The organism is Lampropedia cohaerens, assembly GCF_001005215.1.
GTDB lineage: Bacteria > Pseudomonadota > Gammaproteobacteria > Burkholderiales > Burkholderiaceae_C > Lampropedia > Lampropedia cohaerens.
On sequence record NZ_LBNQ01000025.1, the window covers coordinates 180,774 to 205,939 of the forward strand.

A 25,166-nucleotide genomic window follows, 5' to 3' on the forward strand; every position below is an offset into this window, starting at 1 on the left:
TTGCGGGCGCATGCGTTTCAATGCGCAGGAGTTAAACATATGGCACAGACGCCAGGCCCCCAGCAGGTCTATTCCAGGATCACCGGCACCGGCAGCTACCTGCCGCCGAAGCGGGTCAGCAATCAGCAGCTGGCGCAGCAGCTGGCCGAGAACGGAGTGGAAACTTCCCACGAGTGGATTGTCGAGCGCACCGGCATTCACGCGCGCTACTTTGCCGAGCCAGATGTTCCCAGCAGCGAACTGGGCCTGCACGCCTCGCGCAAAGCGCTGGAGGCAGCAGGCCGCACTGCCGACGAGATCGACCTGATCATCGTTGCCACGTCGACGCCGGACATGGTCTTTCCTTCCACCGCCAGCATTCTTCAGCACAAGCTGGGCACGCAAGGCTGCCCCGCATTCGATGTGCAGGCCGTCTGCAGCGGCTTCATCTATGCGCTGACCGTGGCCGATGCCATGATCCGGGCCGGCACCGCGCAGCGGGCGCTGGTGGTGGGCGCGGAAGTGTTCAGCCGCATCCTTGACTTTCAGGACCGCACGACCTGCGTGCTGTTTGGCGACGGCGCTGGCGCCGTAGTGCTGGAGGCGTCCGAGCGCCCCGGCATTCTGGCCAGCGACATCCATGCCGACGGCCAGTACCGCGACATCCTGTGCGTGCCCGGCAACGTCAGCGGCGGCGGCGTGATCGGCTCTCCGCTGCTGCACATGGACGGCCAGGCGGTATTCAAACTGGCCGTGGGACTGCTGGACAAGGCCGCCCGCGCCGCGCTGGACAAGGCAGGCCTGGCCCTGCAGGACATTGACTGGCTGGTTCCGCACCAGGCCAACATCCGCATCATGCAAAGCACGGCGCGCAAGCTGCATGTCCCCTCCGAGCGCATCGTCGTCACGGTGGACGAACATGGCAACACCTCGGCCGCGTCCATCCCTCTGGCGCTGGACCATGCCGTGCGAAGCGGCCAAATCCAGCCCGGCCAGAATGTGTTGATGGAAGGCGTCGGTGGTGGCTTCACCTGGGGCGCCGTCGTTGCCCGCATGTAGCCATTCCGCCCTCATGACCATAACGACCCACAGCATGACTCCATTCGCCTTTGTATTTCCCGGTCAGGGCTCGCAGTCCGTCGGCATGCTCGACGGCTGGGGCGATCATCCCGCAGTCGCACTGGCGCTGCAGGAAGCCTCCGACGCCCTCGGCGAAGACCTGGGACAACTGATCCGGCAAGGCCCCAAGGACGCACTGGCATTGACCACCAACACGCAGCCGGTGATGCTGGTGGCTGGCGTGGCAGCCTGGCTGGTCTGGAAGGCCGAAGGCGGCCGCGATCCGGCCCTGCTGGCCGGACATTCCCTGGGAGAGTACTCCGCACTGGTGGCCGCCGGCGTGCTAACGCTGGCGCAGGCCGCCCCGCTGGTGCGCCTGCGCGCTGCCGCGATGCAGGAGGCCGTACCGGTGGGCACTGGCGCAATGGCCGCCGTGCTCGGTCTGCCTGCACAGCAGGTTCGGGACATCTGCCAGCAGGTCATGCAGACATTGCAGCAGTCTGGCGGCCAGGAAGTGGCCGAGGCCGTGAACTTCAACGATCCGGGCCAGACCGTTATCGCTGGCACCAAAGCCGGCATTGAGGCTGCTGCCGAGCAGCTCAAGGCCGCTGGCGCCAAGCGCGTGCTGCCACTGCCGGTATCCGCGCCCTTTCACTCCAGCCTGATGAAGCCTGCCGCCGACAAGCTGCGCGAGGCGCTGGAGGCGACACCCCTGCAGGCACCGGCCATCCCGGTCATTCATAACATTGATGTGGATGTGGCCACCACTGCGCAGGCCATCCGCGATGCGCTCTATCGTCAGGCGTTTGGCCCGGTGCGCTGGGTCGAGACCGTACAGGCCATGCAACAACGCGGCATGCGCCACATCCTCGAATGCGGCCCCGGCAAGGTGCTGACCGGCATGGTCAAGCGCATTGCGCCAGAGCTGGAGGGGCCGTCCATCTACGACCTGCCCAGTCTGCAGGCAGCCAAGGAGTTTTTGTCATGAGCCAGGAAACCACCACCCCACAGGGCCAGATCGCGCTGGTCACCGGCGCATCGCGCGGTATAGGTGCGGCCATCGCCAAGGAGCTGGCTGCGCAGGGTTACACCGTCATCGGCACAGCCACCACGCCAACCGGAGCAGCAGCCATCACTTCCGCCCTGGCAGGACGTGGCAAGGGCGCGCCGCTCAACGTCAACGACCTGGGCGCGGGCGAAGCGCTGATCGATGCCATCGTCAAGGAGTACGGCGCGCTGCACGTGCTGGTCAACAATGCCGGCATCACCCGCGACACGCTGGCCATGCGCATGAAGGACGACGACTGGAATGCGGTGCTCGACACCAACCTCAGTGCCGTCTTCCGGCTCAGCCGCGCTGCGATCAAGCCCATGATGAAACAGCGCTACGGGCGCATCATCAGCATCACCAGTGTGGTGGGCGCCATGGGCAACGTCGGACAGGCCAACTATGCGGCCGCCAAGGCCGGCGTTGCCGGCATGACGCGGGCACTGGCACGCGAGCTGGGCAGCCGCGGCATCACCGTCAACTGCATCGCACCAGGCTTCATTGCCACCGACATGACGCACGCCCTGCCGGAAGCCCAACAGGCTGCGCTGAAGGCGCAGATTCCGCTGGGGCGCCTTGGCGAGCCGCAGGACATCGCCGCTGCCGCTGCCTATCTGGCCTCGCCACAGGCTGGCTACGTGACCGGACAAGAACTGCATGTCAACGGCGGCATGCTGATGTAATGTAGAGTATCGGCGTGCCTGCACCGCGTTATGGCGACAGGCAGTCTGCCGCGCGCTGCGCGCCCCGTGCGTGCGAACCAAGCAACGGCCGTGTCATCCGGGCGGCCAGTTTTCCCCCAGTCCTGGTGGGAACGACTAGAATCCCGGGTTCATTGACTACCCTCAGAGGGACATACATGAGCGATATCGAAGCACGCGTTAAGAAGATCATTGCTGAGCAACTGGGCGTGGAAGAATCCCAGGTGACCAATGAAAAGTCCTTTGTGACCGATCTTGGCGCTGATTCTCTGGACACCGTGGAACTGGTCATGGCTCTGGAAGACGAGTTCGAGATCGAGATTCCGGACGAGGACGCAGAGAAGATCACCACCGTGCAAGCGGCCATTGATTACGCCAACACGCACCACAAGGCCTGAGCCAGCACCTGGCAGTCGCGCCGCCCCTGGCGCCCTTTCAACCAAGCGGCGCTAAATCAACGTTGAAAAGATTGCACCGCATGAGTCGACGCAGAGTTGTTGTCACCGGCCTGGGTTGTGTCAGCCCGGTCGGCAATACCGTTCCAGAGGCCTGGGCCAACATCCTGGCAGGCAAGTCAGGTATAGGACCGATCACCAAATTCGATGCCAGCAGCTTTCCCGCGCGAATTGCCGGGGAGGTCAAGGATCTCGACATCAGCCCCTGGATCAGCGCCAAGGAAGCGCGCTCGATGGATGCGTTCATCCATTACGGCATTGTCGCGGCCCATGAGGCATACATGGATGCCGGACTGCCCGCGCGCGAGCAGCTGCGCGAGGAACAGGCCGAGCGCTTTGGTGTCGTCATCGGCTCCGGCATCGGAGGCCTGCCGCTGATCGAGGCCAACTATGCCGAGTTCCTCAACCGGGGTGCGCGCCGCATCTCGCCGTTCTTCGTGCCCTCAACCATCATCAACATGGTGGCCGGCCACGTCTCCATGCGGTTTGGCCTCAAGGGTCCCAACCTCTCCATGGTCACGGCCTGCACGACCGGGCTGCATTCGATTGGCGAAGGCGCACGACTGATCGAATATGGCGATGCCGACGTCATCATCGCGGGTGGGGCAGAAGCCACCGTCTGCCCCCTGGGCATTGGCGGATTTGCGTCAATGAAGGCATTGTCCACACGCAATGAGGATCCGCAGGCAGCCTCGCGTCCTTGGGACAAGGGCCGCGACGGGTTCGTGCTGGGCGAAGGCGCAGGGGTGCTCGTGCTGGAGGAGTACGAACACGCCAAGGCACGCGGTGCACGTATTTACGCGGAACTCGCTGGCTACGGCATGAGTGCCGACGCCGGTCACATCACCGCGCCGAATGTCGATGGCCCGCGCCGCTCCATGCTCAACGCCTTGCGCAACGCGCACGTCAACGTCGACGAGGTGGATTACGTCAATGCCCATGGCACGTCGACACCGCTGGGCGACACCAACGAGAGCAATGCCATCAAGGCCGCGCTGGGCGCGCATGCTGGGAATGTCGTTGTCAGCTCCACCAAGTCCATGACCGGCCATCTGCTCGGCGGTGCCGGAGGCCTTGAGAGCGTGTTCACGGTGATGGCGCTGCATGACCAGAAGATTCCGCCGACCATCAACCTGGACGACCCTGATCCCGACTGCGATCTGGACTATTGCCCCAATACGGCGCGGGATGCCAAGCTCGACGTTGCCGTCAAGAACAACTTCGGCTTCGGCGGCACCAACGGCACACTGGTGTTCAAACGCCTCTAAGCCCGACCGCATCTGCAGGGAAGCTGCCAGCGCGTTGCGCGACGGCAGCCTCTATCGATACCGATGGCGCGCCATGGCCCTATCGCCGTTTCCTTTCCAGTGAAACCGCATGCGCGTGCGCTGCGGTACGCGCTGATAAGCAGCCTCGTTAGCCTGCTGGCACTTATTCTGATTGCGTACCAGACGTGGACCGCGCGCTCCAGCGCAGCGTTGTGGATGCTGGCAGCCCTTTGGCTGCTCTCGGTGGTGCTGATGGTTCGGCAGTGGCGGGCCTTCGTTCCCGGCCACCTGCACTGGCAGCAGGGCCAATGGCTGTGGCAGCGCACCGGAGCCGCTAGCGCCATTCGCATGCAGGTGCGCCTCGTCTGGGATGGCCAGCACCGACTGCTGCTTCACTGCAAGGCGGGCGGCAATGCACCTACCTGGCTCTGGCTGGAGCGCAGCATGGCCCCGCACCTGTGGAGCGACCTGCGCCGTGCCCTGCACCACGACAACGGCCGCACGCACACACCAACGCCTGCGCCCGGTCCATGATCGCGTGCGGTCACTGGCGGATGCAACTGGTGCCATACTCTGCGGTTTGCGACGCCGCCGCGATGCCGTCCCCAACCAACACGGCGCCGATATTTCCAGGCGCGCAGCCCAAGATCCACCAGCCCGTGCATGACTGCCCCCGAAAACCCGAAACACAGTGACGACAGCACCGACCTGCAGTTGGTCGAGCGCGCCGTCGCAGGTGACCAACGCGCATTCGAGCTGTTGGTCATCAAGTACCAGCGGCGCATCGAGCGCCTGATTGGCCGCATGGTGCGCGACACCGATCTCATCGAGGAGATTGCACAGGAGACGTTCATCCGCGCCTACCGCGCGCTGCACCAGTTCCGCGGCGACTCCCAGTTCTATACCTGGCTCTACCGCATCGCGGTCAATACCGCCAAGAAGACGCTCAGCGACATGCGTCGCAACCCCACGGTAGCCGAGAGCACCCTGCGTGCACGCGACGATGACAACGAAACTTCTGCGCCCCTGCTGGAACTAACGTCTGCAGAGACACCAGAAACGGTGCTGGCCGCCAAGGAAATCGCGGCTGCCGTCAACGCGGCGATGGAGGACTTGGCGGACGATCTGCGTCAGGCCATCACGCTGCGCGAGATCGAAGGGTTGAGCTATGAGGCCATTGCCGAAGCGATGGACTGTCCCATCGGCACCGTGCGCTCGCGCATTTTCCGCGCCCGTGAAGCCATCTCGGCGCGGGTCAAGCCGCTGCTGGAAAATCGCTCCGGCAAGCGCTGGTAGGCGTGCGCCAGAAGCGTCCGTGCAGAACAATCATCGCACCAGGGAACCAATGCCAGGGCCAGGGAATCTGTTGTTAGAACCTGTTTACGGTCCGGCCCGTGTGCCGGCCATTTGAGTCAAGGTCAGTGAAACTAAGAGGTCCGTGATGCCGCCACTTACCCGAACTGCCGTTTGCTCGGCCGCGCAGGAAGCTGCCGCCCCAAGCGCTGCAGCACGTGATCAGCTTTCCGCGTTGCTGGACGGCGAACTCGCCGATGCCGAATGCGAGGCGCTGCTGAGCCAGCTCGAGCAGGAAGCCGCCACCGCGCAGGACAGCCAGCAGCTGACGCCACTGCTGGCCGATTGGGAATGCTACAACGTCATCGGACAGACGCTGCGTGCGCCCTTGCATGATCACGTCGGCACCGATGCCGCCGCCTTCCTGACGCGACTGCGCGGCCGTCTGGCCGAGCAGTCGCAGGACCATGCGCCCACAGTGCAGTCAGGCGCCCTGCAACCGGCCCCACAGCTGGCCGCCGTCGCGCCCCCCGGTGCCAACCGCAATGCTGCCAACGCATCGCTGTTTCGCTGGAAGATGGTGGCTGGCTTTGCCTCCGTCGCGGCCATTGCCGCCATCGGCTGGAACAGCCTGACGTCCTTCAACGGTGACGCGCAGAGCGCAGGCACTCAGATGGCGGCCAACACGCCCCCCGCATCTTCCGTGCGACAGGCGCCCGGTTCCGCTACACCGGTGCAGGTGGCCGTGCAGGACGCCTCCAGTGGCGAAGTGCTCATTCGCGACCCGGAGCTTGATGCCATCCTGTCGCAGCAGTACGCCAATACACAGGCCTTGCAGCCGCCTGCGCCATTTCTGCGCAATGCCAGCATGGCTGGCGGTGCCGGGCGTAACTGATGGCGCGCGCGGCATGCCTGCCGCACGACACGTACCGCACTGCCCGACGTCCTCTGCGTCGGGCTTTTTTCTCGGCGCATAGAAAGAGGGTCAGCAGGTTCTGAGACGTTGCGACACAAGAATTGCAGCCCGTTCAGGAACAAAATGACCAGAACTGTTTTCTGATAACTCGTTTGAGGCCAGGCCGTCGTGCACGTGCGCACATGCCCGCATGCGCGGGCCTTCCCTCCGCAACAACCATAAGGATTGATGCCATGAAGCAAACTGTCATTGCGCGGCCACGTCGACTGGCCATCTCCAGCGCCATTGCCGCGGCCCTGCTGGCCAGCACCTGCGGCGTCGCGTTCTATGCGTCCCCCAGCCATGCCCAACAGGCGCCGCAGGCCCAGCCAGGCACGGTTGCTGCCCCCGCAGCGGTTTCGGGCCTGCCCGATTTCACACGCCTGGTTGAAAGCGTCGGGCCAGCGGTTGTCAACATCCGCACCACCACCCGCGTGACCACCCGCCCGTTCCAGGGACTGCCCGGGATGGATGAGGACATGCTGGAGTTCTTCCGCCAGTTTGGCCTGCCGGTGCCCGGCATTCCCCGCCGTGGCCCGCAGCCCGCCGAGCCGGAGTCGCGCACGGTACCTAGCGGCGTGGGTTCGGGTTTCATCATCAGCAGCGATGGCTATATCCTGACCAATCACCACGTGGTGGCCGATTCGGTGGACGTCATCGTCACGCTGACCGACCAACGCGAATTCAAGGCCAAGGTGATCGGCTCGGATGAGCGCACCGACGTTGCCTTGCTCAAGATCGACGCCACGAACCTGCCTACCGTGCGCATCGGCAACGTCGAGGACCTGCGCGTGGGCGAATGGGTGATGGCGATCGGCTCACCTTTCGGGCTGGACAACACCGTCACGGCGGGTATCGTCAGCGCCAAGCAGCGCGACACCGGCGGGTATCTGCCCTTCATCCAGACGGACGTGGCCGTCAACCCCGGCAATTCCGGCGGGCCTTTGCTGAACATGCGCGGCGAGGTCGTGGGCATCAACAGCCAGATCTACTCGCGCTCGGGTGGCTTCATGGGCATCTCCTTTGCCATCCCGATTGACGAGGCCATCCGGGTCAGCGACCAGCTCAAGGAAACCGGCCGGGTGGTGCGTGGACGCATTGGCGTACGCATTGGCCCCATCAGCCCCGATGTGGCTGAATCCCTCGGCCTTGACCGTCGCACCGGCGGCGCCATGGTTTCATCGGTCGAGCCCGACTCTCCGGCGGCCGCAGCAGGCCTGCAGCCCGGGGATATCGTCACCGGCTTCAACGGTCGCAAGCTCGACAGCGTGTCCGATCTGCCCCGCCTGGTCGGCAATACCGCACCTGGCACCAAGGCCACGATCGAAGTATTCCGCCACGGCAAGACGATCAATCTGCCCATTACGGTCGAACAGGTGCAGGATTCGCAAGGGCAGAATGCGGCCGGGCGCGACGAACAGGCCGAGCCGAAGACCGACAACGTGCTGGGGCTGGCAGTGCAGTCACTGACGGAATCCGAGGCACGTGCACTGGGCGTGCGCGGCGGCGTGCGGGTCGTTGCCGCAACGGGCGCAGCCGCACAGGCTGGGCTGCGTGCGGGCGACGTCATCCTGGCTATCGGGCAGATCGAGGTGCGCAACGCGCGCGGCTTTGAAGAAGCTGTCAAACGCGTCGACCCGAAACGTCCTGTCAGCGTATTGGTGCGCCGCGACGACTGGGCGCAGTACGTGTTGATTCGCCCGCAGCAGTAAGCCTGTCGGCGTGTGTGACGCGCGCAGCAAGGCCCGGCACCTAGCCGGGCCTTTGTGCTGCCGCGAATCCGCTGGGGCATGCTCGATGCGTAGATCGTTCTCTGCCAAGGTGGCGCGCGGCAAACGCGCACGGCACTTTGGCGGCTAATCGCGCGTGACGCGCAGCACCTCCGCTGCGCTGGTGATGCCCTCGCGCACCAGCCGCTCGCCGTCATCGCGCATCAGCCGCATGCCATTGGCCAGCGCGTGCTCGCGGATGACGGCCTCGGATGCGCAGGCATGGATGTGGCTGCGGATGGCATCGTCCACCACCAGCAGCTCGAACACGCCGGTGCGCCCGTGGTAGCCCGTGCGGTTGCAGGCATCGCAGCCTGCACCGTGGCAATGCTTGCAGAACTTGCGCACCAGCCGCTGCGCCAGCACGCCAAGCAGCGAGGACGAGAGCAGAAACGGCTCCACCCCCATGTCAATCAGCCGAGTCACCGCACTGGCGGCATCGTTGGTGTGCAGCGTCGCCAGCACCAGGTGGCCGGTCAGGGAGGCCTGGATGGCAATCTGCGCGGTCTCGAAGTCACGGATTTCGCCAATCATGATGACATCCGGGTCCTGCCGCAGGATGGCGCGCAGCGCCGCCGCAAACGTCAAGTCGATCTTGCTGTTGACCTGCGTCTGACCCACTCCCGGCAGTTCGTACTCGATCGGATCCTCCACCGTCATGATGTTCTGCTGGCGCGCATCCAGCCGGTGCAGCGCGGCGTACAGCGTGGTGGTCTTGCCCGAGCCCGTCGGCCCCGTGACCAGCAGGATGCCGTGCGGCTGACCGATCAGGCGCGTGAACTGCGCCAGCGTCTCGCCCTGCATGCCGACGGCCTCCAGGCTGAGTCGCCCCTCGCTCTTGTCGAGCAGGCGCAGTACGGCGCGTTCGCCATGGGCGCTGGGCAGCGTGGAGACGCGCACATCGATGGCGCGCGTGCCCAGCCGCAGCGCAATGCGCCCATCCTGCGGCAGGCGCTTTTCGGCAATGTCCAGATCCGCCATGATCTTCAGGCGCGAAATCAGCGCACTGTGCAAGGCCCGGTTGGGCTGCACGATCTCGCGCAGGCTGCCATCGATGCGCAGACGCACGCTGGAATGGCGCTCATACGGCTCGATGTGGATGTCGCTGGCGCCGTCGCGCGCGGCCTGCGTCAGCAGGGCGTTGAGCATGCGGATGATGGGCGCATCGTCGGCCGACTCCAGCAAGTCCTCGACGGCGGGCAGCTCCTGCATCATGCGCGTGAGGTCAGCCACTCCCTCGACTTCGCTGACGACCATTGCCGCATCCGAGTCGCCACCGGAATAGGCCGCACTGATGCGCTGGGCCAGCGCCGCCGGCTCCAGCACCTGGATGTCTTGCACGGCGAACTTGCGCAGCACTTCCCCCAGAGCACCTGCGGCGGGGTCAGGACCGTGCCACAGCGTCAGCGTGGCGCCGTCATCTTCCAGCAACAGCTGGGCAGTGCGCGCAAACGCATACGGCAGGGGATAGTGCAAGGCGGCCATGGCGTCGCTGATAGTCAGACGGTCAGTCGACCCAGCCCGAGGATTCGCCGGTGCGCAGCTTGCGCACATCGACACTGCGGGCGCCACGCTCGCGCCGCGCCTGCATCGGGCTGCTGCTCAGCGCAGACAGTGGCGGCATGCGCCGTGCGTCGCGGGCCTTGCGCTCGCGCTCTGAAAGCTCAGGTTGCTGTGGCAACGGCGGCAGCTGCGGCGCGCTCTGAACGCCTCGCATCATCAGATGCGGACTGGGCTGCACCAGCCCCTGGTCGGCGCGCAGCATGTCGTAGCGCTCCATCGCCAGCGCCTCGCTGCCGCTGGCGTCGTAAATCACCGTCGGGCGCAGGAACACCATCAGGTTGACCTTCTCGCGCTGGCGCTGCTCGCTGCGGAAGGCATTGCCCAGAACGGGAATATCCCCCAGCAGCGGCACCTTGTCCTGCGCCTGCGTGTAGCGGTCCTCCAGCAGGCCGCCAAGCACGACGATGCCGCCGTCCTCGACCAGGATATTCGTCTCGATCAGACGCTTGCTGGTCTCCGGCCCCTGCTCGGTGACCCGCAGCACGTTGGAGACCTCCTGCACCACAGCCAGCCGCACGGTGCCGTTTTCGTTGATCTGGGGCTTGACCCGCAACGACAGCCCCACGTCCTGGCGCTCGATGGTCTGGAAGGGGTTGAGGTTGCCGCCACTGCCGGCACCGGTGCCGGTGTAGCTGCCTGTGACGAACGGCAGGTTGCTGCCGATCATGATGCGCGCCTCCTCGTTGTCGAGGGTCAGGATGTTCGGAGTGGACAGCACGTTGGCATCGCCCGTGCTGTCCAGAAAGCGCGCCAGAAATCCCAGCACATAGTCGCCACCGTAGTTGTGCGCCACCCCCAGGTTCATGCCCGACCCCAGCAACCCGGAATTGAGATTGCTCAGAGCACTGGTGTTGCCCGATGCCGCCATGGCCGCCGCCAGCGCAAGATCGACGATGTTGCCGCCACTGCCGGTGCTGAAGTTTGTCCCCAGAGCGCCGACGTTGGAGTCACCACTACTGCCCAGGCCTGCCTGCCACTGGATGCCGAACTCGGCCACCTTGTCGGCACGCACCTCGGCCACGAGACTCTCGATCATCACCTGCGCGCGCCGGCCATCAAGCTTGTCGATAACGTTGCGCAGCTGCCGGTAAAGGGGATCGGGCGCCGTGATGATGAGCGAATTGGTCGATGGATCCGCCTGGATGATGCCCCCCGTCGACACCGCCTGCACCTGGCCGAAGTTACTGCTGGCGCCCTCGCCCAGACCGGCACTGGCGCCAATGCCCGTGTCGGTATCGGCCAGCCCCGTGGCCGTCATGCCCTGCGGCGTGGGGGCACTGGTGCCCGCAGCCGCAGCGCCGCCACCGCCGATCTGCCCGGCCGAGATGGCCGCACGCAGTGTCTGCGCCAGCTGCGTGGCATTGGCGTTCTTGAGGAACACCACGTGGATGTTGCCGTGCTCTGCTGCGCTTCCAGCCGCCGGGGGCTGATCAAGCTGCTGGACCAGACTGCGAATCTGCGCCACACGTGCGGCGTTGGCCGCGCGCACAACGATCGCGTTGCTGCGCGTGTCGGCCAGAATCGTCGTGCGAAAACCCTGGCCGCTGGCCACCGCGCCGCCAGGCTGACCGGCAATGGCCGCTGCACCGCCCTCACCGGCGGTGAGCCGGTTGAGCAAGGGCACCATTTCCACCGCCAGCGCATGCTGCAGCGGAATCACCTCGACATCGCTGGCCTCGGCCACATCCAGCGCCGCAATCACCTTTGCCAGCCTCGCCAGGTTATCAGCGTAGTCGGTAATCACCAGCGCATTGGTGCCGGGATTGACATTGATGGTGTTGTTGGGACTGATGAGCGGACGCAGCGTTGGCACCAGATTCGCGGCGTTCTCATAATTCAGGCGAAAGATCTGCGTGACGATCTGCCCACCCCGCGGCGTTGTAGCCGGGAATGCGCCTTCGGACACGCGCACCGTGCCCGCCTGCAGCTTGGCGTCGGCCTCAGGCACAACCTTGTACAGCCCGGCATCTTCCACCACCGTAAATCCCTGCATGCGCAGCGCCACCAAGAACTGGTCGAACGCCGCCCGGGCCGAGACGGGGTGGGCCGTGACTAGATTCAGCGTGCCACGCACCCGGGGATCGACCACGACGTTGCGACCGGTGATCGTGGCCATGGTGCGCGCCACCGCCTCGATCTCGGCATTCTCGAAGTTGAGCGTCACCGGCTCGCCCGCGCGGATGCTGCTCTGGCCCGACTGGGCCTGCACCGGCGTCAGCACTGCCTGCGCCAGCAGCAGCGACGCAGCCAGCGCCGTGTGCGTGGCCATGCGCCCCAGATGGGTTGCGCGCGATGCCGCCTGAGCCTGGCCAAACAGCTTGGAAGATTCGAAGAAAGACATGCGATCCAAGTAGGGGTCCAATAAAGCGTTGTGCTGCCGTGCTCGTCAGAGCGACAAAATGGCCCGTTCGCCATCGCGGCGGCCAAGCAGACTCAACAGGTTCGACAGTGCCGGCAGATGTTCGGGCGCACTCGCGCGCGCCTCACCCTGAAAGCGCAGCCGCTGGCCCTGCCACTGGCCCTGGCCGCTGAGCAGCAACGGTCCGGAATCGCTGCGCAGCGTCAGGCGTACCTGCTCGCCGCCCTGCATGATAAGGCGGTAGCTGCCCATGGGCGCAATCGTGGTCAGTCGCGATGTCGCATCACGCAACAGGGCTTCGATGGTGCCCTGCATCAGCGTGCGGCCCTGCACCCACTGCAGGCGCAGGTCCCGCATCTGCAGATGCAGATCGCCACCCAGCTGCAGCGTATTGAACGGGGCGCCAAGTCCCTGCAGCAGGCTGGAAGGCCAGCGGCTCTCATGCGCGTCCACGGTCAGTTCGGCGCGCCCCCAGCCAAGACGCAAGCGCGCTTGCGTGTCCGCAGTTGCACAGCAGTCCGGGCGCATGGCCACATTCAGCCCCAGCCAGGCCGGCCGCAGCTGCCAATGCAGGCGGCCCGGCAGTGCCATGCGGTCGCGGCTGCCAGCGCCCCCTGTCAGGGTCAGTGACGCAGAACCATTCCACAACGATCCACGCGCTTGCTGTAATTGCACCCGCCCGTCGCTCGCCATGGCCAGCGCGCCAGCCAGCCAGCGCGCGGGCGCCAGCAGTACCGCGGCGAGCAACACACCGAGCAACGCGCCAGCCAGCGCCCAACCGCCATAACCGGCGCGCCTGGTCGCCATCGCCGAATGCCGGGCAATCGCTGCCGTCGCTGCCATCACCGCGATCCATCCACCGGCAGCGCCAGCACGATCTGGCCCTTCCAGGCCACGCCGGCATCCTGCGCCACGGCCTGCTCCAGTGTCACCTGCACCGGCTGCGCACGGGCGCTGGTCTGGGTTTGCGCAAGCCACTCGGCCAGCGCCTGGGCCGGCGCGGCCTGAAAGCGCACGGTGATCCTGTCTCCTGCAAGCGTTGCCTGCGCATCACCGCCAAGCAGGCGCTGGGCACTGGCCAGAATGTCTCGATGCAACGTAGCGGCATTGGCGCTGGCACCGCTGCTGGCCACAGCCTGCTGCATCTGCAGGGCCTGCTGGCGCATGCCCTGCATCTGCTGGACTTGCCGCTCCAGTGCGGCGCGGCTGGCCGGATAGCTCTGCCAGGTCTGCCAGGCGGGCAGAATGGCCACGCGCCAGAGCAGTGCCGCAAGCACGACCAGCAACGCCACAGTCACCAGCCGGCGTTCGCGCGCAGGCATGGACTGCCAGCGTGCAGCCGCCGCAGCGCGCAAGTCCTGCCACTTCCTTGCCGTATCCGCATTCATGGCGCGCGCTCCGGCACCGGCGCAATGTGCAGCCGTCCATCCTCACTCCAGAAGCTGGCGAAACCGCGCTCTGCCAACGCCGCTTGCCACTGCGCTATCGGCGCCGCAGTGGCATCCAGGCCGCCCAACACCAGCTGCTGCGCTTCGTAGGAAATGGTGCGCGGCACCTGGCCGTCTGGCAGACCGTGCACGGCCGATGCCAGCACGGCGAATGCCCCCGGCGTCAGCGCGCCGCTGAGGCGTTGTAGCCGCTGCAGTTCCTGACGCATCTGCAAGGGCGCATCGACCACCACTGGCACCTGTGGGAAGGTGGCGCGAAAGATCTGCGTGATGCGGCTGCGCTCTTGCGCGAGATCGGCTCTTGCCTGCCAGGCCCAGACATTCAGGCCCGCCAGATTGCCAATCACCAGCACGGCCACGCCCCAGCGCGCCCAGCGCCATTGCGGCGCACGCCACACCGTCTGCAGGCCAGCGGCGGCGCCCTGCGCCAGCCTGTCGCGGCCAGAGTTGGCGAACTGAAACTGCGCCAGGCTCCAGTCAGTGGCACTGGCCTGCAGTAGCCGCTGCGCCTGCGCCAGCAACTGCACGGGGCGCTTGAGAAGGTTGTGTGCCAGCTGGTAAACCGCAGGCTCGGCATGCACGGGCTGTGACGCAGGCGTCTGCGTCACAGCCTGCAGTGCCGCTGCGGCGGGCACCAGCGGCACGCACAGCACCCCGCCCTGCATGGCAGCGCCGGTGGCGACCAGCCAGGGCGCATCCTCAGAGCCGATGGCATGCAGTACACATCCGTCGGCGCCTTCGGCGGGAGCACTCGCGCGTGCCGGCGCAAAGGCGGGCACGATGCGATGCACGGCGATGTCGGCATCCTGCAGTTGCTGCAACTGCGCCTTCAGCCAATCGGCCCTGCATACCGCCACCCACGCCGGTGCGCCGGCTCGCGCATCGGGCGCAAGCGCAAAATGCAGCTGCGCCGGATCATCAAGCAACTGATCTTCCAGAAGCCCCGCAAGAACCGCCCGCAACCGGGCGCGATCACGCAGCGATACCTGCGGCAATGGCACCCGATGCCAGGACAGCGCCGGCGCGGGTATCACCAGCACGGTCTGCGTGCCGCGCTCAGTGCGCGGCAACAGGGCTGGCGCAGCCTGGCCACTCTCGGCCACAGTCTCGCCATCGTGCGTCAGCGCAAACGCCCACGAAGCAGGCGTGGGCGCAAACGGCAGGGGAGCTTCAAGAATCAGAGCAGACATGGCAAATGCCCGCAGGCCTGCAAAAGACCTGAGAGGCGGAATCACCGCGCATTGTAGGTGGTAGCCTACCTGCCCATGCCACGATGGCGGACATTGGGATGCCAACCGTTGCCAGCGCGCACTTGCCATCATTCTGACAAACTGCTGGTGTAGGAACCATTCCTTTCCAGGTCGTTGCGGTTTGAGCGATCTCCTATCATCGTCGCACGCTGCGGCAACCCGCGCCTGGTGCTGGCAGCAGGCTTGATGGCAGCCTGGAGCGAAAGCTTACGCGCCTTTGACCCCCGGGGCACCGCTCGCGCCGAGGACGATGAAAGGGATAAAGACCCTGTTTACGAACCGGATTGAATAGACCCATGACGACACCCATGAACGGCCGCCGCAGCGCTCACAATGGCATCCGCAAAGCACATGGCACGCGGCGGCTGGCCGTCAGCGCACTGCTGGCCGCCAGCGCCTGCGTGTTGATGACCCACTCCGCCTCCGCACGGGAAGGTGCGGTGGCCCCCGCGACGGTTGCCGTTACGTTTCCAGCCGCCGTCCAGCAGGGAGCCATGGTTCTAGGTCGGGTGCCCCCTGGCAGCCACGTGCAATACCGTGGCCGCACCCTGCGCGTGACGGACTATGGCACGGTCGTGTTCGGAGTCGGGCGCAACGAACAGGGCCCCGCCCTCGTCGAAGTGCGCACGCCGGATGGACGCAATGTCTCGGCCAGCGTGCGTGTGACGCCACGTGACTGGCCACTGCAGCACGTCAAAGGGGTACCGCCGCAGACGACACGGCCCTCCGCCGCGAACGCCGAGCGCATCCGGCGCGAGCAGGCCGCCGTGGCAGCGGCGCGCCAGCGCAATGATGACCGGGCGGACTTCGCGCAGAAATTCATTTGGCCTGTCGAGGGGCGCATCAGCGGCCGCTTTGGTCGCGCACGCGTCTACGACGGCGTGCCCGGCACCCCGCACTCCGGGCTCGATATTGCAGCGCCGCAGGGAACGCCCGTGCGCGCTCCGGCGGCAGGCATTGTCACGTTCGCCAACGATGACCTCTTTCTCACCGGAGGTACCTTGCTGATCGATCATGGCTTTGGCATCAGCTCGAACTTCCTGCACCTCTCGCGCATCGACGTGAAGGTCGGCGACCGGGTTGAACAAGGCCAGACCATCGCCGCCGTCGGCTCGACCGGCCGCTCCACCGGACCGCACCTGCACTGGGGTATGAACTGGTTCGACGTACGCATCGATCCGCAACTGGTCATGCAACGCCAGTAATTCCCGCCTCGGCAGACCTGCAGCGCCAGCTGCGCATCAGTCCAGCAGCTGTCCAGGCAGCGCCGGATGCACCGGCCTGCCATTGATGCGTAACTGGGCATCGCGCACGACCCAGTCGGCACGCAGGTCGGCACCAACCTGCTCTGCCAGATGCTGCGCCACCAGATTGGCTACGCCGTCCGTACCCAGCCACCGCGTCGCCAGCGCCTGCGGCAGCTGCAGCTGCATACGCGCGTCGAGCCGGGACACCAGGCTCATCGGCAAAAACTGCAGATCAAGTGCCGTCAGCGTAGGCGCAGCCAGCTGTGCCTCGGCCTGGATTTGCCCGTCCGCGACACGCGCCTGAAGCGGCCCCAGTACCAGCGTCAGGCCATGACCAAACAGTGCCGCCGCCTGCTCGCGCAGCGCCGTCTGCTCTGCCAGTGGCAACTGCTGCATCACCGCCACACCATTCCCGACCTGCAACATGGGAACGAGCCTTGCCAACAGTGCATCGAACGTGGCAGCGTGCAGCTGGTGCAGTTGCGCCCGGGTCTGCACGGGGCCGAATTCCTCTGCGCCATACTGCGCGAAAGCAGCACTCGCCTGCATCTGCCATTGCAACCATTCCCCCTCCAAGATGGACTCCAGCGTGAACGAGGCCTCGCGCAGCTGCAGCCGGGTTGCATCCTCATCGGCGTGCGGTGCCGCGGGCCAGCCCATGTCCCAGTGCATCACATCCAGCTGGGCCTGCCCCGCGTAAAGATGCCGGCGACCGGCGATGCGGTCGAACTGCGCCTGACCACGCAGGCCGCGCCATTGCACAGTCCCGCCTGCTCCGTCACGCCACAGCAAACCTTCCCATTCCAGCGTGCCTGTCACGTGCTGTGCCGACGCGCCGATCTGCCCCTGCGCGTGCAGGGGCTGCACCGCCACGGTTCGGCCCAGCGCATCGGTTGCAGACCATGGCTGGCCCGTCAGCGTCAGGTGCGTGTCCCCGCGCAGGCCAACGTGGGTACGCAATGCATAGTGCGGCAAGGCACCGGCTGCCAGCGCCGCATCGCCAGGCGTCGATTGACTGTCGATGCGCGCCAGCCCAAATGCACGCCCGCCGAGCCATGGACCATGCGCGACGTGATGCACCACCATCACGGGCTCTGCCACGCCTGGCAAGGCAAGCGCCGTGCGCGCCGCAGCTCCCCGCAGGCCCCGGCGGTATTCCACCAGCTGCGCGTCAATGCCAGTCAGCGCCGAGAACTGGGCATGACCATCGCGCAGACGCTGCTCGACGGCACGCCCGATGGTCCAGGTCGCCACGCCATACGCCGCGACAAGCAGCGCAATGGCTGCCGCAATCCTGACACTTTTGGCCACCTTGCTGTCCTTCCCTCTGCGCGCGTCCAGATACCGCGCATCCGACTGCGGTCCTTGCATATACGGCATGGAGCTGGCAGCGCGTACCCTGCATGAGAAGATCATGGACAGGATCCAAGCGGGTGCCAGCGCCATCTCTGCCGACATTGTTCCACACCAACGCGCGCCAGCCAGCCTATGATGGCGGCGCAGTTCTTACATGCTTGCATTGATTTCGGAAAGGAAGCGTCCCCATGTTCACCGGCATCATCACGGCCATCGGTCATATCCGCACTGCCGAGCCACTTGGCCCAGACGCCCAGCACGGCAAGCGCCTGACGATCCAGACGCCGCCCGGCTACCTGGACGATGTGGTGCTGGGCGACAGCATTGCCCTCAATGGTGCCTGCATGACCGTCACAGACCTGGCTGCCGACGGCCAGCACTTCACCATCGAGATCTCTGCGGAGTCGCTGCGCCTGACAGCGGGGCTGGACCAGCCCGGCGAGGTCAATCTCGAAAAGGCCCTGCGCGCGGCCGACCGCCTGGGCGGCCACATCGTCTCAGGCCATGTCGATGGGCTGGGGCGCGTGAGCCGTTTCGCCCAGGTGGGCGAAAGCCACGAGTTGCGCATCGTCGCGCCACCGGCGCTGGCTCCCTATCTGGCCTACAAGGGCTCGATCACGGTGCAGGGCGTCAGTCTCACGGTCAACAGCGTGAACGACACCGCCGAGGGCTGCGAGTTCAGCATCAACCTGATCGCGCACACGGTCGCCAACACCACGCTGCGGCTGCTGCGCGTGGGCAGTCTGGTGAACCTGGAAATCGACGTCATTGCGCGCTACGTGGCACGCATGCTGGGCGCGTGCGGCGGCAGTGCCTCCACTGCGGCCGCACTGCCGTACAACGTCGCGTCGCTGCTCGGAACTACTGCACCTTCTCTGCCGGAGCCTGCTCCGCGAGATGCGCCTTGATGGCCTGCGCAACTTGCGGCACCAGCGCCGGGCCGCGGTAGATCAGGCCAGTGTAGATCTGCACCAGGTCCGCGCCAGCATCGATCTTCTCGATGGCATCCTCGGCATCCATGATGCCACCCACGCCGATGATGGGAAAGTCCGGCCCCAGCACCTCGCGCAGTCGCCGTACCACCTCGGTACTGGCGCGGCGCACCGGCGCGCCGCTGACACCGCCGACCTCGTCACCATCTCGAAAACGCCCCACCTCCTCATGGTTGACCGTCGTATTGGTGGCAATCACACCGTCCATGCCATGACGCTGCAGCACTTCGGCGATGACGCTGACCTGCTCGGCCGACAGGTCCGGCGCGATCTTCAGAAACATCGGCTTGTGCGGCTGCGTCTGCTTGAGCGCCTCACGGGCATCACGCAGCTGCTGCAGCAGCGCATCCAGCGATGCGTTGGACTGCAGGTCACGCAGATTCTTGGTATTGGGCGAGCTGATGTTGACGGTGATGTAGTCCGCATGCGGGTAGACCGCCTGCAGACACGCCACGTAATCATCGGCGGCGCGCTCGATCGGCGTGGCGGCGTTCTTGCCGATGTTCAGCCCCAGGCGCATGCCGTGCAGCGGATGCCCCGGATCGGTGCGCACGCGCGACTTGCGCACGTTCTTCAGGAATGCATCCAGTCCGAGGTTGTTGAACCCCATGCGGTTGATGACGGCGGCAGCCTCGCGCACGCGAAACATGCGCGGCTTGGAGTTGCCACTTTGCGCAAACGGCGTGACCGTGCCCACTTCGATGAAACCAAACCCCATGGCGGCCAGCCCGTCGATGCAACGCGCATTCTTGTCCAGTCCGGCAGCCAACCCCACGCGGTTGGGAAACTGCAAGCCGGCGACCTGTACCGGATCATCGACGCGCTTTTGCGCATACAGGCGCTTGAGCCATCGGGAATGCTGCGTCTTGCGCACCCAGTCCAGCGTAAGGTCGTGCGCCGTCTCCGCATCCATGGCGAACAGAAAAGGACGAATCAGCGGGTACAAATCCATGGCGGCAAGTGTAAAGGCAATGCCCCCACGTAAGAGCAGGCATTGCGCATCTTTATCTCGCCGCTACGCAAGGCATGGGCCTTGGCACATGGGCCACTGCGGCCCATGCCTTGCGATAATGCGGCCTTTGCCGCCATCGCACCGCCATCCCCATGCAGCCTCCCCTCTCGCAAGACGCCCTCAAGGCCCAGGTCGCCCAGGCCGCCCTCGCCTATGTCCGCCCGGACACCATACTCGGCGTGGGTACCGGCTCCACCGTCAACAAGTTCATTGATGCGCTGGCGGCATCCGGCATCCGCCTGCGCGGCGCCGTCTCCAGCTCGGACGCCACGACCGCCCGGCTGCAGGCAGCCGGCATTGCCGTACTGCCGGCCGATCAGGTGCAGGCGCTGGAGTGGTACATCGACGGCGCTGATGAGATCGACGGCCAGGGCTGCATGATCAAGGGCGGTGGTGCTGCGCTGACGCGCGAGAAGATCGTCGCCGATCTGGCCGCGAAGTTCCTCTGCATTGCCGATGCCAGCAAGCGCGTACAAGTGCTGGGCACCTTTCCCTTGCCGGTCGAGGTCATCCCGATGGCGAGCGCCAACATCATTCGCCGCTTTGCCCGTCTTGGCGGGCAGGCCAGCGTCCGGCTGAATCCGCAGGGCCACCCACTGGTCACCGACAACGGCCAACACATCGTCGACGTGCGCGGCCTGCGCATCACCGCGCCGCTGGCGCTGGAAGACGAAGTCTCCGCCTGGCCGGGCGTCGTGACGGTCGGCATCTTTGCCCACCACCGCGCCAGCGTCTGCCTGCTGGGCGCCCCCCATGGCGTGCAAACCTTGCGCTTTGACTAGCGACGGCTCCACCATTTGCGGGCCGCAAGGTCCGCATGCGAAAATAGTCGGCTAAACGCACGCCTTCGCTTGGCGGTGTAACATTTTTGCAACACTTTTCCATCGCCGCGGCAAGCCAAGCTGCGGCGATGTTCCGTTATACACAAGAGAGAATTCCATGGAAGCAGAACGCCTCAACCAGATCGAAGCCAGTCTCGCGGACCTGCGTCAGCGCACGCAAGACCTACGGAGGTATCTTTGACTTCGATGCCAAGTTCGAACGTCTGAGAACCGTCAACGCCAGCCTTGAGGATCCCTCGGTCTGGAACGATCCCAAGAAGGCCCAGGAGCTGGGCAAGGAAAAGAAGCTGCTGGACGGCGTCGTGCTCACGCTGGAGCGCCTCACGCAGGAGCTGGCCGACAACAGCGAGCTGTTTGAAATGGCCAAGGCCGAGGGTGACGATGACAGCCTGGAAGCCATCGAGAACCTGGTCGAGCAGTTGCGCCCAGAGGTGGAGCAGCTGGAGTTTCGCAGGATGTTCAACCAGGAAGCAGACCCGCTCAACTGCTTCATTGACATCCAGGCAGGCGCCGGAGGCACCGAGGCCAACGACTGGGCCGCCATGCTGCTGCGCCAATATCTGAAGTACGCTGAACGCAAGGGGTTCAAGGCCACCATTGAGGACGAAACGCCTGGCGACGTTGCCGGTATCAAGAGCGCGACGATCAAGGTAGAAGGTGAATACGCCTACGGCCTGCTGCGCACCGAGACCGGCGTGCACCGGCTGGTGCGCAAGAGTCCGTTCGACTCCTCTGGCGGGCGCCACACCAGCTTTGCCTCGCTGTTCGTCTACCCGGAGATCGACGACTCCATTGAAATCCACATCAATCCCGCAGACGTGCGCACCGACACCTACCGCGCCAGCGGTGCAGGCGGTCAGCACATCAACAAGACCGACTCGGCCGTGCGGCTGACGCACATTCCGACCGGCATCGTCGTGCAGTGCCAGGACGGGCGCAGCCAGCACAGCAACCGCGAGGTGGCCTGGCAACGCCTGCGCTCCAAACTGTACGATTACGAGATGCGCAAGCGTCAGGAGAGCCAGCAAGCGCTGGAGGACACCAAGACCGACGTCGGCTGGGGCCACCAGATCCGCAGCTATGTGCTGGACAACAGCCGCATCAAGGACTTGCGCACCAATGTGGAGATCTCCAACACCCAAAAGGTACTCGACGGCGATCTCGACCCGTTCATCGAGGCGGCGCTAAAGCAAGGCGTCTGACCCATCCCCAAGGCACACCCGGGCGCAGGCGGGTGCGCCCGCAGCGCGGCATAAAGGCCTTTTGACGGCAGTTTCTCGCAAGAAACCTAGGGTAATCCCCAGTCTCCACGTGGCTGCGAACATAAGTGCTTACCCTAAACTGCAGGGTTTCTCCCGTACCACGCGGGATGTCTTTAAGGTAACGCACATATGTCCTCATCCACGATGGCGGCCCCCGCGCAGCGCAGCCTGCGTCGCTCCGTCTCCAACACGCTCAAGGGTTCGGCTGGCAACCTGGTCGAGTGGTACGACGTCTACGTCTACTCCGTCTTCGCGATTTACTTCGAATCCCAATTCTTTGCGCCGGGCGACAAGAACGCCACGATCTACATCTGGGCCATCTTTGCGATGACCTTTCTGATGCGGCCGCTGGGCGCCTGGTACTTCGGGCGCTTTGCCGACCGGCACGGACGCAGGCTCTCTCTGACGGTCTCAGTCACCATGATGGCGCTGTGCTCGTTCGTCATTGCCATCACGCCGACGCAGGCGGCGATCGGTGGCGCCGCAGCCGTGATCCTTCTGGCTGCGCGTTTGATCCAGGGCTTTGCAACCGGTGGCGAATATGGCACCAGCGCCACCTACATGTCAGAGGCAGCAATGCCGGGCCGGCGCGGCTTTCTCTCCTCCTTCCACTACGTCACGCTGGTCGGTGGCCACGTGCTGGCACAGCTGGTATTGCTGCTGATGCTGCATTTCTTCGACAGGCCGGCCATCTCCGAGTGGGGCTGGCGCGTAGCCTTCGGGCTTGGCGGCATCGGCGCCATCGTGGTGTTCTGGCTGCGCCGCAGCATGGATGAGTCGCTCAACGAGGAGACGCTTGCGAACGTCCGCGCCGGCAAAGCGAAGTCCACGGGCTCGCTGCGCGAGCTGTTCGTCAACCAGTGGCGCCCCCTGTTGCTCTGCTTTCTTGTCACGGCTGGCGGCACCATTGCGTTCTATACCTACTCGGTCACAGGCCCCAAGATGGTGCAAAGCGCCTTTGCCGGCGGCGACGTCATGGCCGGCACGCTCATCAACCTGGCCGCACTCTTTCTGCTGATGATTCTGCAGCCAGTCGGCGGCTGGCTGTCGGACATCGTTGGCCGCAAGGCGTTGCTGGTGTTCTTTGGCATTGGCGGGGTGCTCTACACCTGGTATTTCGTGCAGTACCTGCCCCAGCAGCAGGACTGGCGTTACGCCTTCTTGATTCTTGCCATTGGCTTTGTCATCCTGACCGGCTACACCTCGATCAACGCGGTGGTCAAGGCCGAACTGTTTCCGAGCCATGTGCGCGCGCTCGGCGTGGGCCTGGGCTATGCGCTGGCCAACTCCGCGTTCGGCGGCACTGCACCGCTGTTCTACCAGGCGGCGCTCAAGTCTGACCACGTCACGACGTTTGTAACCTACGCCACCATCATGATGGCAGTATCACTGGTGGTCTACGCATTCTTCCTGCCCAAACAGGGCGACAACCATCTGGATCGCGAATATCGCTAAACGTGCATGAGGGGTTTCCCCCTGCGCAGAAGGCCCGCATGACGAAACGCCGTGCGGGCCTTTTTCATAACCGTGGCTCTCCCCAGTGCCACGCGGTGCAGTGGCAATCAGCGCAACTGCCTGCGCAGTATCTTGCCCACCGTGTTCTTGGGCAGCTCGCTGCGAAACTCGATCAGCCTTGGGCGCTTGTAGCCGGTTAGATGCTGCGCCGCATAGGCACGCACGGCAGCTTCATCGAGCGCCTCGTCCTTTTTCACGATCACCAGCTTGATGGCCTCACCGGTCTGCGCATCGGGCACGCCCACCACCGCACATTCCCGCACGCCCGGCATCTGCGCGATGACGTCTTCCACCTCGTTGGGATACACGTTGAAGCCGCTGACCAGTACCATGTCCTTCTTGCGGTCGACGATACGGAAGTATCCGTGCCGATCCATGACCGCGATGTCGCCGGTACGGAAGTAGCCATCGGGTGTCATCGCCGCAGCGGTCTCCTCGGGCCGCTGCCAGTAACCTGCCATGACCTGCGGGCCTTTTACGGCCAGCTCCCCTGGCTGTCCCAGTGGCACCTCATCACCCGCATCATCCACGCACTTAAGCCACGTGCCCGGAAGCGGCAGGCCAATGGTGCCGGTAAAGGCCTTGGAATCGACGCGGTTGCAGGCCACCGACGGACTGGCTTCCGACAGGCCGTAGCCCTCGCAGATCGGACAGCCGGTACGCGCCAGCCACTGCTCGGCCACCACCTTCTGCACTGCCATGCCGCCACCACCTGAGATGCGCAGGTGGCGCCAGTCCACGGAGTCGAACCGGGGATGGTGCAGCAGCGCATTGAAGAGGGTATTGACTGCCGGGAAGATATGAATGCGGTGGCGGCGCAGTTCCTTGAGCATCGCATCGAGATCACGGGGATCGGCAATCAGCACGGCCTTGCCGCCGTTGCGCATGGACATCATCATGCCAACGGTGAAGCCGAAGATGTGGTAGAGCGGCAAGGCGCACACACTGGTGACCTGCTCGCCCGCGGCAATGGTGCGCACGGCCGGCAGGTTCCAGGCTTCCGACTGCAGGGCGTTGGCCAGCACATTGCCATGCGTGAGCATCGCGCCCTTGCTGACGCCAGTGGTGCCCCCGGTGTACTGCAGCAGGGCCAGGTTGTCATGCGCCAGTGGCGGCGTGCACAGTGGCAGCCTGAAGCCCTGACGCAACGCCTCGTTAAAGGAGACTGCCTGTGGCAGCCGCACGGCCGGGCTGGCCTTGCCGCGCTTCTGGCGCCGGCGTGCCACCCAGTTCACGAGGCTGCCCTTGAGAGGCCCCAGCAAATCGCCAACGCTTGCCACAATGACATGCTCCACAGCCGTGTCTGACAGGCACTGCTGCAGTAAGCCCGTGCAATGCTCAAGCACGACGATGGCCCTGGCACCACTGTCACACAGCTGGTGTCGCAGCTCCCGCTCGGTGTAGAGCGGATTGACGTTGACCAGCACCAGCCCGGCACGCATCACGGCTGCCGCCGTGACCGGATACTGAATGATGTTGGGCAGCATCACGGCCACGCGATCGCCCTTCTGCAAGCCCAGCGACTGCAGGTACGCGGCCAGGCGCCCGCTGAAGCGGTCCAGCGTTGCATAGCTGAAATCCTTGCCCAGGAAGCTGAATGCGGTGCGCGGACCAAAGCGCGCAAACGCATCCTCTACCAGATCCGCCAGCGACGAATAGGCGTGCGTGTCAATATCGGTCGGCACCCCTGGCGGATAGCTGCTCAGCCAGGGCCGCTGCTGTGTCTGCGGGTTACCGCCTGCGGGCGCCAGCGCCGCCTCGGGAACCGGTGTCATTGCATCCACTGTCATTTC

At 65.1% G+C, this 25,166-nt stretch carries 22 protein-coding genes; 14 read left to right on the top strand and 8 right to left on the bottom strand.

Annotated features, from left to right (window positions below):
* The first annotated feature begins 39 nt into the window (after positions 1-39).
* The 9 genes from AAV94_RS09190 (at position 40) to AAV94_RS09230 (ending at position 8,470) form a co-directional block, all read left to right on the top strand.
* On the top strand, positions 40-1,038 hold the full coding sequence (locus AAV94_RS09190; protein WP_046742007.1) for a beta-ketoacyl-ACP synthase III: 999 nt from the start codon (positions 40-42) through the stop codon (positions 1,036-1,038).
* Between the two features lie 34 nt (positions 1,039-1,072).
* The gene (gene fabD / locus AAV94_RS09195) at positions 1,073-2,026 is read left to right on the top strand and encodes an ACP S-malonyltransferase (RefSeq protein ID WP_046742074.1); all 954 of its coding nucleotides are present in this window, start codon (positions 1,073-1,075) and stop codon (positions 2,024-2,026) included.
* Entirely contained in the window at positions 2,023-2,769 is a 747-nt protein-coding gene (fabG, locus tag AAV94_RS09200; RefSeq protein WP_046742008.1) for a 3-oxoacyl-ACP reductase FabG, read from the top strand. Before fabD ends, fabG begins: the two co-directional genes overlap by 4 nt.
* 176 nt (positions 2,770-2,945) lie before the next feature.
* Positions 2,946-3,185 carry an acyl carrier protein gene (acpP, locus tag AAV94_RS09205; protein ID WP_046742009.1) on the top strand — a complete coding sequence of 80 codons (240 nt, stop codon included), beginning with the start codon at positions 2,946-2,948 and terminating at the stop codon, positions 3,183-3,185.
* A gap of 80 nt (positions 3,186-3,265) precedes the next feature.
* Positions 3,266-4,510 (top strand): beta-ketoacyl-ACP synthase II, encoded by a 1,245-nt coding sequence (gene fabF, locus AAV94_RS09210; RefSeq protein ID WP_046742010.1) that lies wholly within the window; start codon positions 3,266-3,268, stop codon positions 4,508-4,510.
* A gap of 216 nt (positions 4,511-4,726) precedes the next feature.
* Positions 4,727-5,044: a hypothetical protein gene (locus AAV94_RS09215; RefSeq protein ID WP_156454392.1), complete on the top strand. Its 318-nt coding sequence runs from the start codon at positions 4,727-4,729 to the stop codon at positions 5,042-5,044.
* A 129-nt stretch (positions 5,045-5,173) separates the two neighbouring features.
* On the top strand, positions 5,174-5,806 hold the full coding sequence (gene rpoE / locus AAV94_RS09220; protein WP_046742012.1) for an RNA polymerase sigma factor RpoE: 633 nt from the start codon (positions 5,174-5,176) through the stop codon (positions 5,804-5,806).
* 145 nt (positions 5,807-5,951) lie between these two features.
* The gene (locus AAV94_RS09225) at positions 5,952-6,698 is read left to right on the top strand and encodes a sigma-E factor negative regulatory protein (protein WP_084824846.1); all 747 of its coding nucleotides are present in this window, start codon (positions 5,952-5,954) and stop codon (positions 6,696-6,698) included.
* A gap of 254 nt (positions 6,699-6,952) precedes the next feature.
* Positions 6,953-8,470, top strand: a complete 1,518-nt coding sequence (locus AAV94_RS09230) for a DegQ family serine endoprotease (protein WP_046742014.1) — start codon at positions 6,953-6,955, stop codon at positions 8,468-8,470.
* A 144-nt stretch (positions 8,471-8,614) separates the two neighbouring features.
* On the opposite strand, the gene AAV94_RS09235 is transcribed toward AAV94_RS09230, so the two are convergent.
* The 5 genes from AAV94_RS09235 to gspL form a co-directional block, all read right to left on the bottom strand.
* Positions 8,615-10,003 (bottom strand): GspE/PulE family protein, encoded by a 1,389-nt coding sequence (locus AAV94_RS09235; RefSeq protein ID WP_046742075.1) that lies wholly within the window; start codon positions 10,001-10,003, stop codon positions 8,615-8,617.
* Positions 10,004-10,034: 31 nt separating this feature from the next.
* Positions 10,035-12,359: a type II secretion system secretin GspD gene (gene gspD, locus AAV94_RS09240; protein ID WP_084824857.1), complete on the bottom strand. Its 2,325-nt coding sequence runs from the start codon at positions 12,357-12,359 to the stop codon at positions 10,035-10,037.
* A 117-nt stretch (positions 12,360-12,476) separates the two neighbouring features.
* On the bottom strand, positions 12,477-13,292 hold the full coding sequence (gene gspN, locus AAV94_RS09245; protein ID WP_046742015.1) for a type II secretion system protein N: 816 nt from the start codon (positions 13,290-13,292) through the stop codon (positions 12,477-12,479).
* The gene (gene gspM / locus AAV94_RS09250; RefSeq protein ID WP_046742016.1) at positions 13,292-13,837 is read right to left on the bottom strand and encodes a type II secretion system protein GspM; all 546 of its coding nucleotides are present in this window, start codon (positions 13,835-13,837) and stop codon (positions 13,292-13,294) included. Before gspM ends, gspN begins: the two co-directional genes overlap by 1 nt.
* Positions 13,834-15,087 carry a type II secretion system protein GspL gene (gspL, locus tag AAV94_RS09255; protein ID WP_046742017.1) on the bottom strand — a complete coding sequence of 418 codons (1,254 nt, stop codon included), beginning with the start codon at positions 15,085-15,087 and terminating at the stop codon, positions 13,834-13,836. The genes gspM and gspL overlap by 4 nt, the downstream gene beginning before the upstream one ends.
* Before the next feature lie 356 nt (positions 15,088-15,443).
* Between gspL and AAV94_RS09260 the strand changes: the two genes are divergently transcribed.
* Positions 15,444-16,352, top strand: coding sequence for a M23 family metallopeptidase (locus tag AAV94_RS09260; RefSeq protein ID WP_197408044.1), 909 nt, complete (start codon positions 15,444-15,446; stop codon positions 16,350-16,352).
* A 36-nt stretch (positions 16,353-16,388) separates the two neighbouring features.
* Here AAV94_RS09260 and AAV94_RS09265 read toward each other — a convergent pair whose 3' ends face one another.
* On the bottom strand, positions 16,389-17,705 hold the full coding sequence (locus AAV94_RS09265; protein WP_197408045.1) for a DUF945 family protein: 1,317 nt from the start codon (positions 17,703-17,705) through the stop codon (positions 16,389-16,391).
* A gap of 233 nt (positions 17,706-17,938) precedes the next feature.
* On the opposite strand from AAV94_RS09265, the gene AAV94_RS09270 reads away from it, so the two are divergent.
* Positions 17,939-18,658, top strand: coding sequence for a riboflavin synthase (locus tag AAV94_RS09270; RefSeq protein ID WP_084824849.1), 720 nt, complete (start codon positions 17,939-17,941; stop codon positions 18,656-18,658).
* Here AAV94_RS09270 and AAV94_RS09275 read toward each other — a convergent pair.
* Positions 18,612-19,694: a quinone-dependent dihydroorotate dehydrogenase gene (locus tag AAV94_RS09275; RefSeq protein WP_046742019.1), complete on the bottom strand. Its 1,083-nt coding sequence runs from the start codon at positions 19,692-19,694 to the stop codon at positions 18,612-18,614. The genes AAV94_RS09270 and AAV94_RS09275 overlap by 47 nt on opposite strands.
* A 152-nt stretch (positions 19,695-19,846) precedes the next feature.
* Between AAV94_RS09275 and rpiA the strand changes: the two genes are divergently transcribed.
* The 3 genes from rpiA (at position 19,847) to AAV94_RS09295 (ending at position 23,313) form a co-directional block, all read left to right on the top strand.
* Positions 19,847-20,536, top strand: a complete 690-nt coding sequence (gene rpiA / locus AAV94_RS09280; RefSeq protein ID WP_046742020.1) for a ribose-5-phosphate isomerase RpiA — start codon at positions 19,847-19,849, stop codon at positions 20,534-20,536.
* Between the two features lie 157 nt (positions 20,537-20,693).
* Positions 20,694-21,798, top strand: a protein-coding gene (prfB, locus tag AAV94_RS09285; protein WP_156454393.1) for a peptide chain release factor 2 whose coding sequence is annotated in 2 segments (ribosomal slippage) — positions 20,694-20,774 and positions 20,776-21,798 — 1,104 coding nt in all. Because the reading frame shifts where the segments join, the coding sequence is not laid out codon by codon here.
* A gap of 189 nt (positions 21,799-21,987) precedes the next feature.
* Complete coding sequence (locus AAV94_RS09295; RefSeq protein ID WP_046742021.1) at positions 21,988-23,313, top strand: MFS transporter; 1,326 nt, start codon at positions 21,988-21,990, stop codon at positions 23,311-23,313.
* Positions 23,314-23,420: 107 nt separating this feature from the next.
* On the opposite strand, the gene AAV94_RS09300 is transcribed toward AAV94_RS09295, so the two are convergent.
* Positions 23,421-25,148 (bottom strand): AMP-binding protein, encoded by a 1,728-nt coding sequence (locus AAV94_RS09300; protein WP_046742080.1) that lies wholly within the window; start codon positions 25,146-25,148, stop codon positions 23,421-23,423.
* Positions 25,149-25,166 lie beyond the last annotated feature (18 nt).

Bases quoted from the DNA above. Each gene is read 5' to 3' on its own strand.
- AAV94_RS09190 (WP_046742007.1), top strand. From the start codon at position 40: ATGGCACAGACGCCAGGCCCCCAGCAGGTCTATTCCAGGATCACCGGC.
- fabD (WP_046742074.1), top strand. From the start codon at position 1,073: ATGACTCCATTCGCCTTTGTATTTCCCGGTCAGGGCTCGCAGTCCGTC.
- fabG (WP_046742008.1), top strand. From the start codon at position 2,023: ATGAGCCAGGAAACCACCACCCCACAGGGCCAGATCGCGCTGGTCACC.
- acpP (WP_046742009.1), top strand. From the start codon at position 2,946: ATGAGCGATATCGAAGCACGCGTTAAGAAGATCATTGCTGAGCAACTG.
- fabF (WP_046742010.1), top strand. From the start codon at position 3,266: ATGAGTCGACGCAGAGTTGTTGTCACCGGCCTGGGTTGTGTCAGCCCG.
- AAV94_RS09215 (WP_156454392.1), top strand. From the start codon at position 4,727: ATGCTGGCAGCCCTTTGGCTGCTCTCGGTGGTGCTGATGGTTCGGCAG.
- rpoE (WP_046742012.1), top strand. From the start codon at position 5,174: ATGACTGCCCCCGAAAACCCGAAACACAGTGACGACAGCACCGACCTG.
- AAV94_RS09225 (WP_084824846.1), top strand. From the start codon at position 5,952: ATGCCGCCACTTACCCGAACTGCCGTTTGCTCGGCCGCGCAGGAAGCT.
- AAV94_RS09230 (WP_046742014.1), top strand. From the start codon at position 6,953: ATGAAGCAAACTGTCATTGCGCGGCCACGTCGACTGGCCATCTCCAGC.
- gspD (WP_084824857.1), bottom strand. From the start codon at position 12,359: ATGGCCACGCACACGGCGCTGGCTGCGTCGCTGCTGCTGGCGCAGGCA.
- gspN (WP_046742015.1), bottom strand. From the start codon at position 13,292: ATGGCAGCGACGGCAGCGATTGCCCGGCATTCGGCGATGGCGACCAGG.
- gspM (WP_046742016.1), bottom strand. From the start codon at position 13,837: ATGAATGCGGATACGGCAAGGAAGTGGCAGGACTTGCGCGCTGCGGCG.
- gspL (WP_046742017.1), bottom strand. From the start codon at position 15,087: ATGTCTGCTCTGATTCTTGAAGCTCCCCTGCCGTTTGCGCCCACGCCT.
- AAV94_RS09260 (WP_197408044.1), top strand. From the start codon at position 15,444: ATGACGACACCCATGAACGGCCGCCGCAGCGCTCACAATGGCATCCGC.
- AAV94_RS09270 (WP_084824849.1), top strand. From the start codon at position 17,939: ATGTTCACCGGCATCATCACGGCCATCGGTCATATCCGCACTGCCGAG.
- AAV94_RS09275 (WP_046742019.1), bottom strand. From the start codon at position 19,694: ATGGATTTGTACCCGCTGATTCGTCCTTTTCTGTTCGCCATGGATGCG.
- rpiA (WP_046742020.1), top strand. From the start codon at position 19,847: ATGCAGCCTCCCCTCTCGCAAGACGCCCTCAAGGCCCAGGTCGCCCAG.
- AAV94_RS09295 (WP_046742021.1), top strand. From the start codon at position 21,988: ATGTCCTCATCCACGATGGCGGCCCCCGCGCAGCGCAGCCTGCGTCGC.
- AAV94_RS09300 (WP_046742080.1), bottom strand. From the start codon at position 25,148: ATGACACCGGTTCCCGAGGCGGCGCTGGCGCCCGCAGGCGGTAACCCG.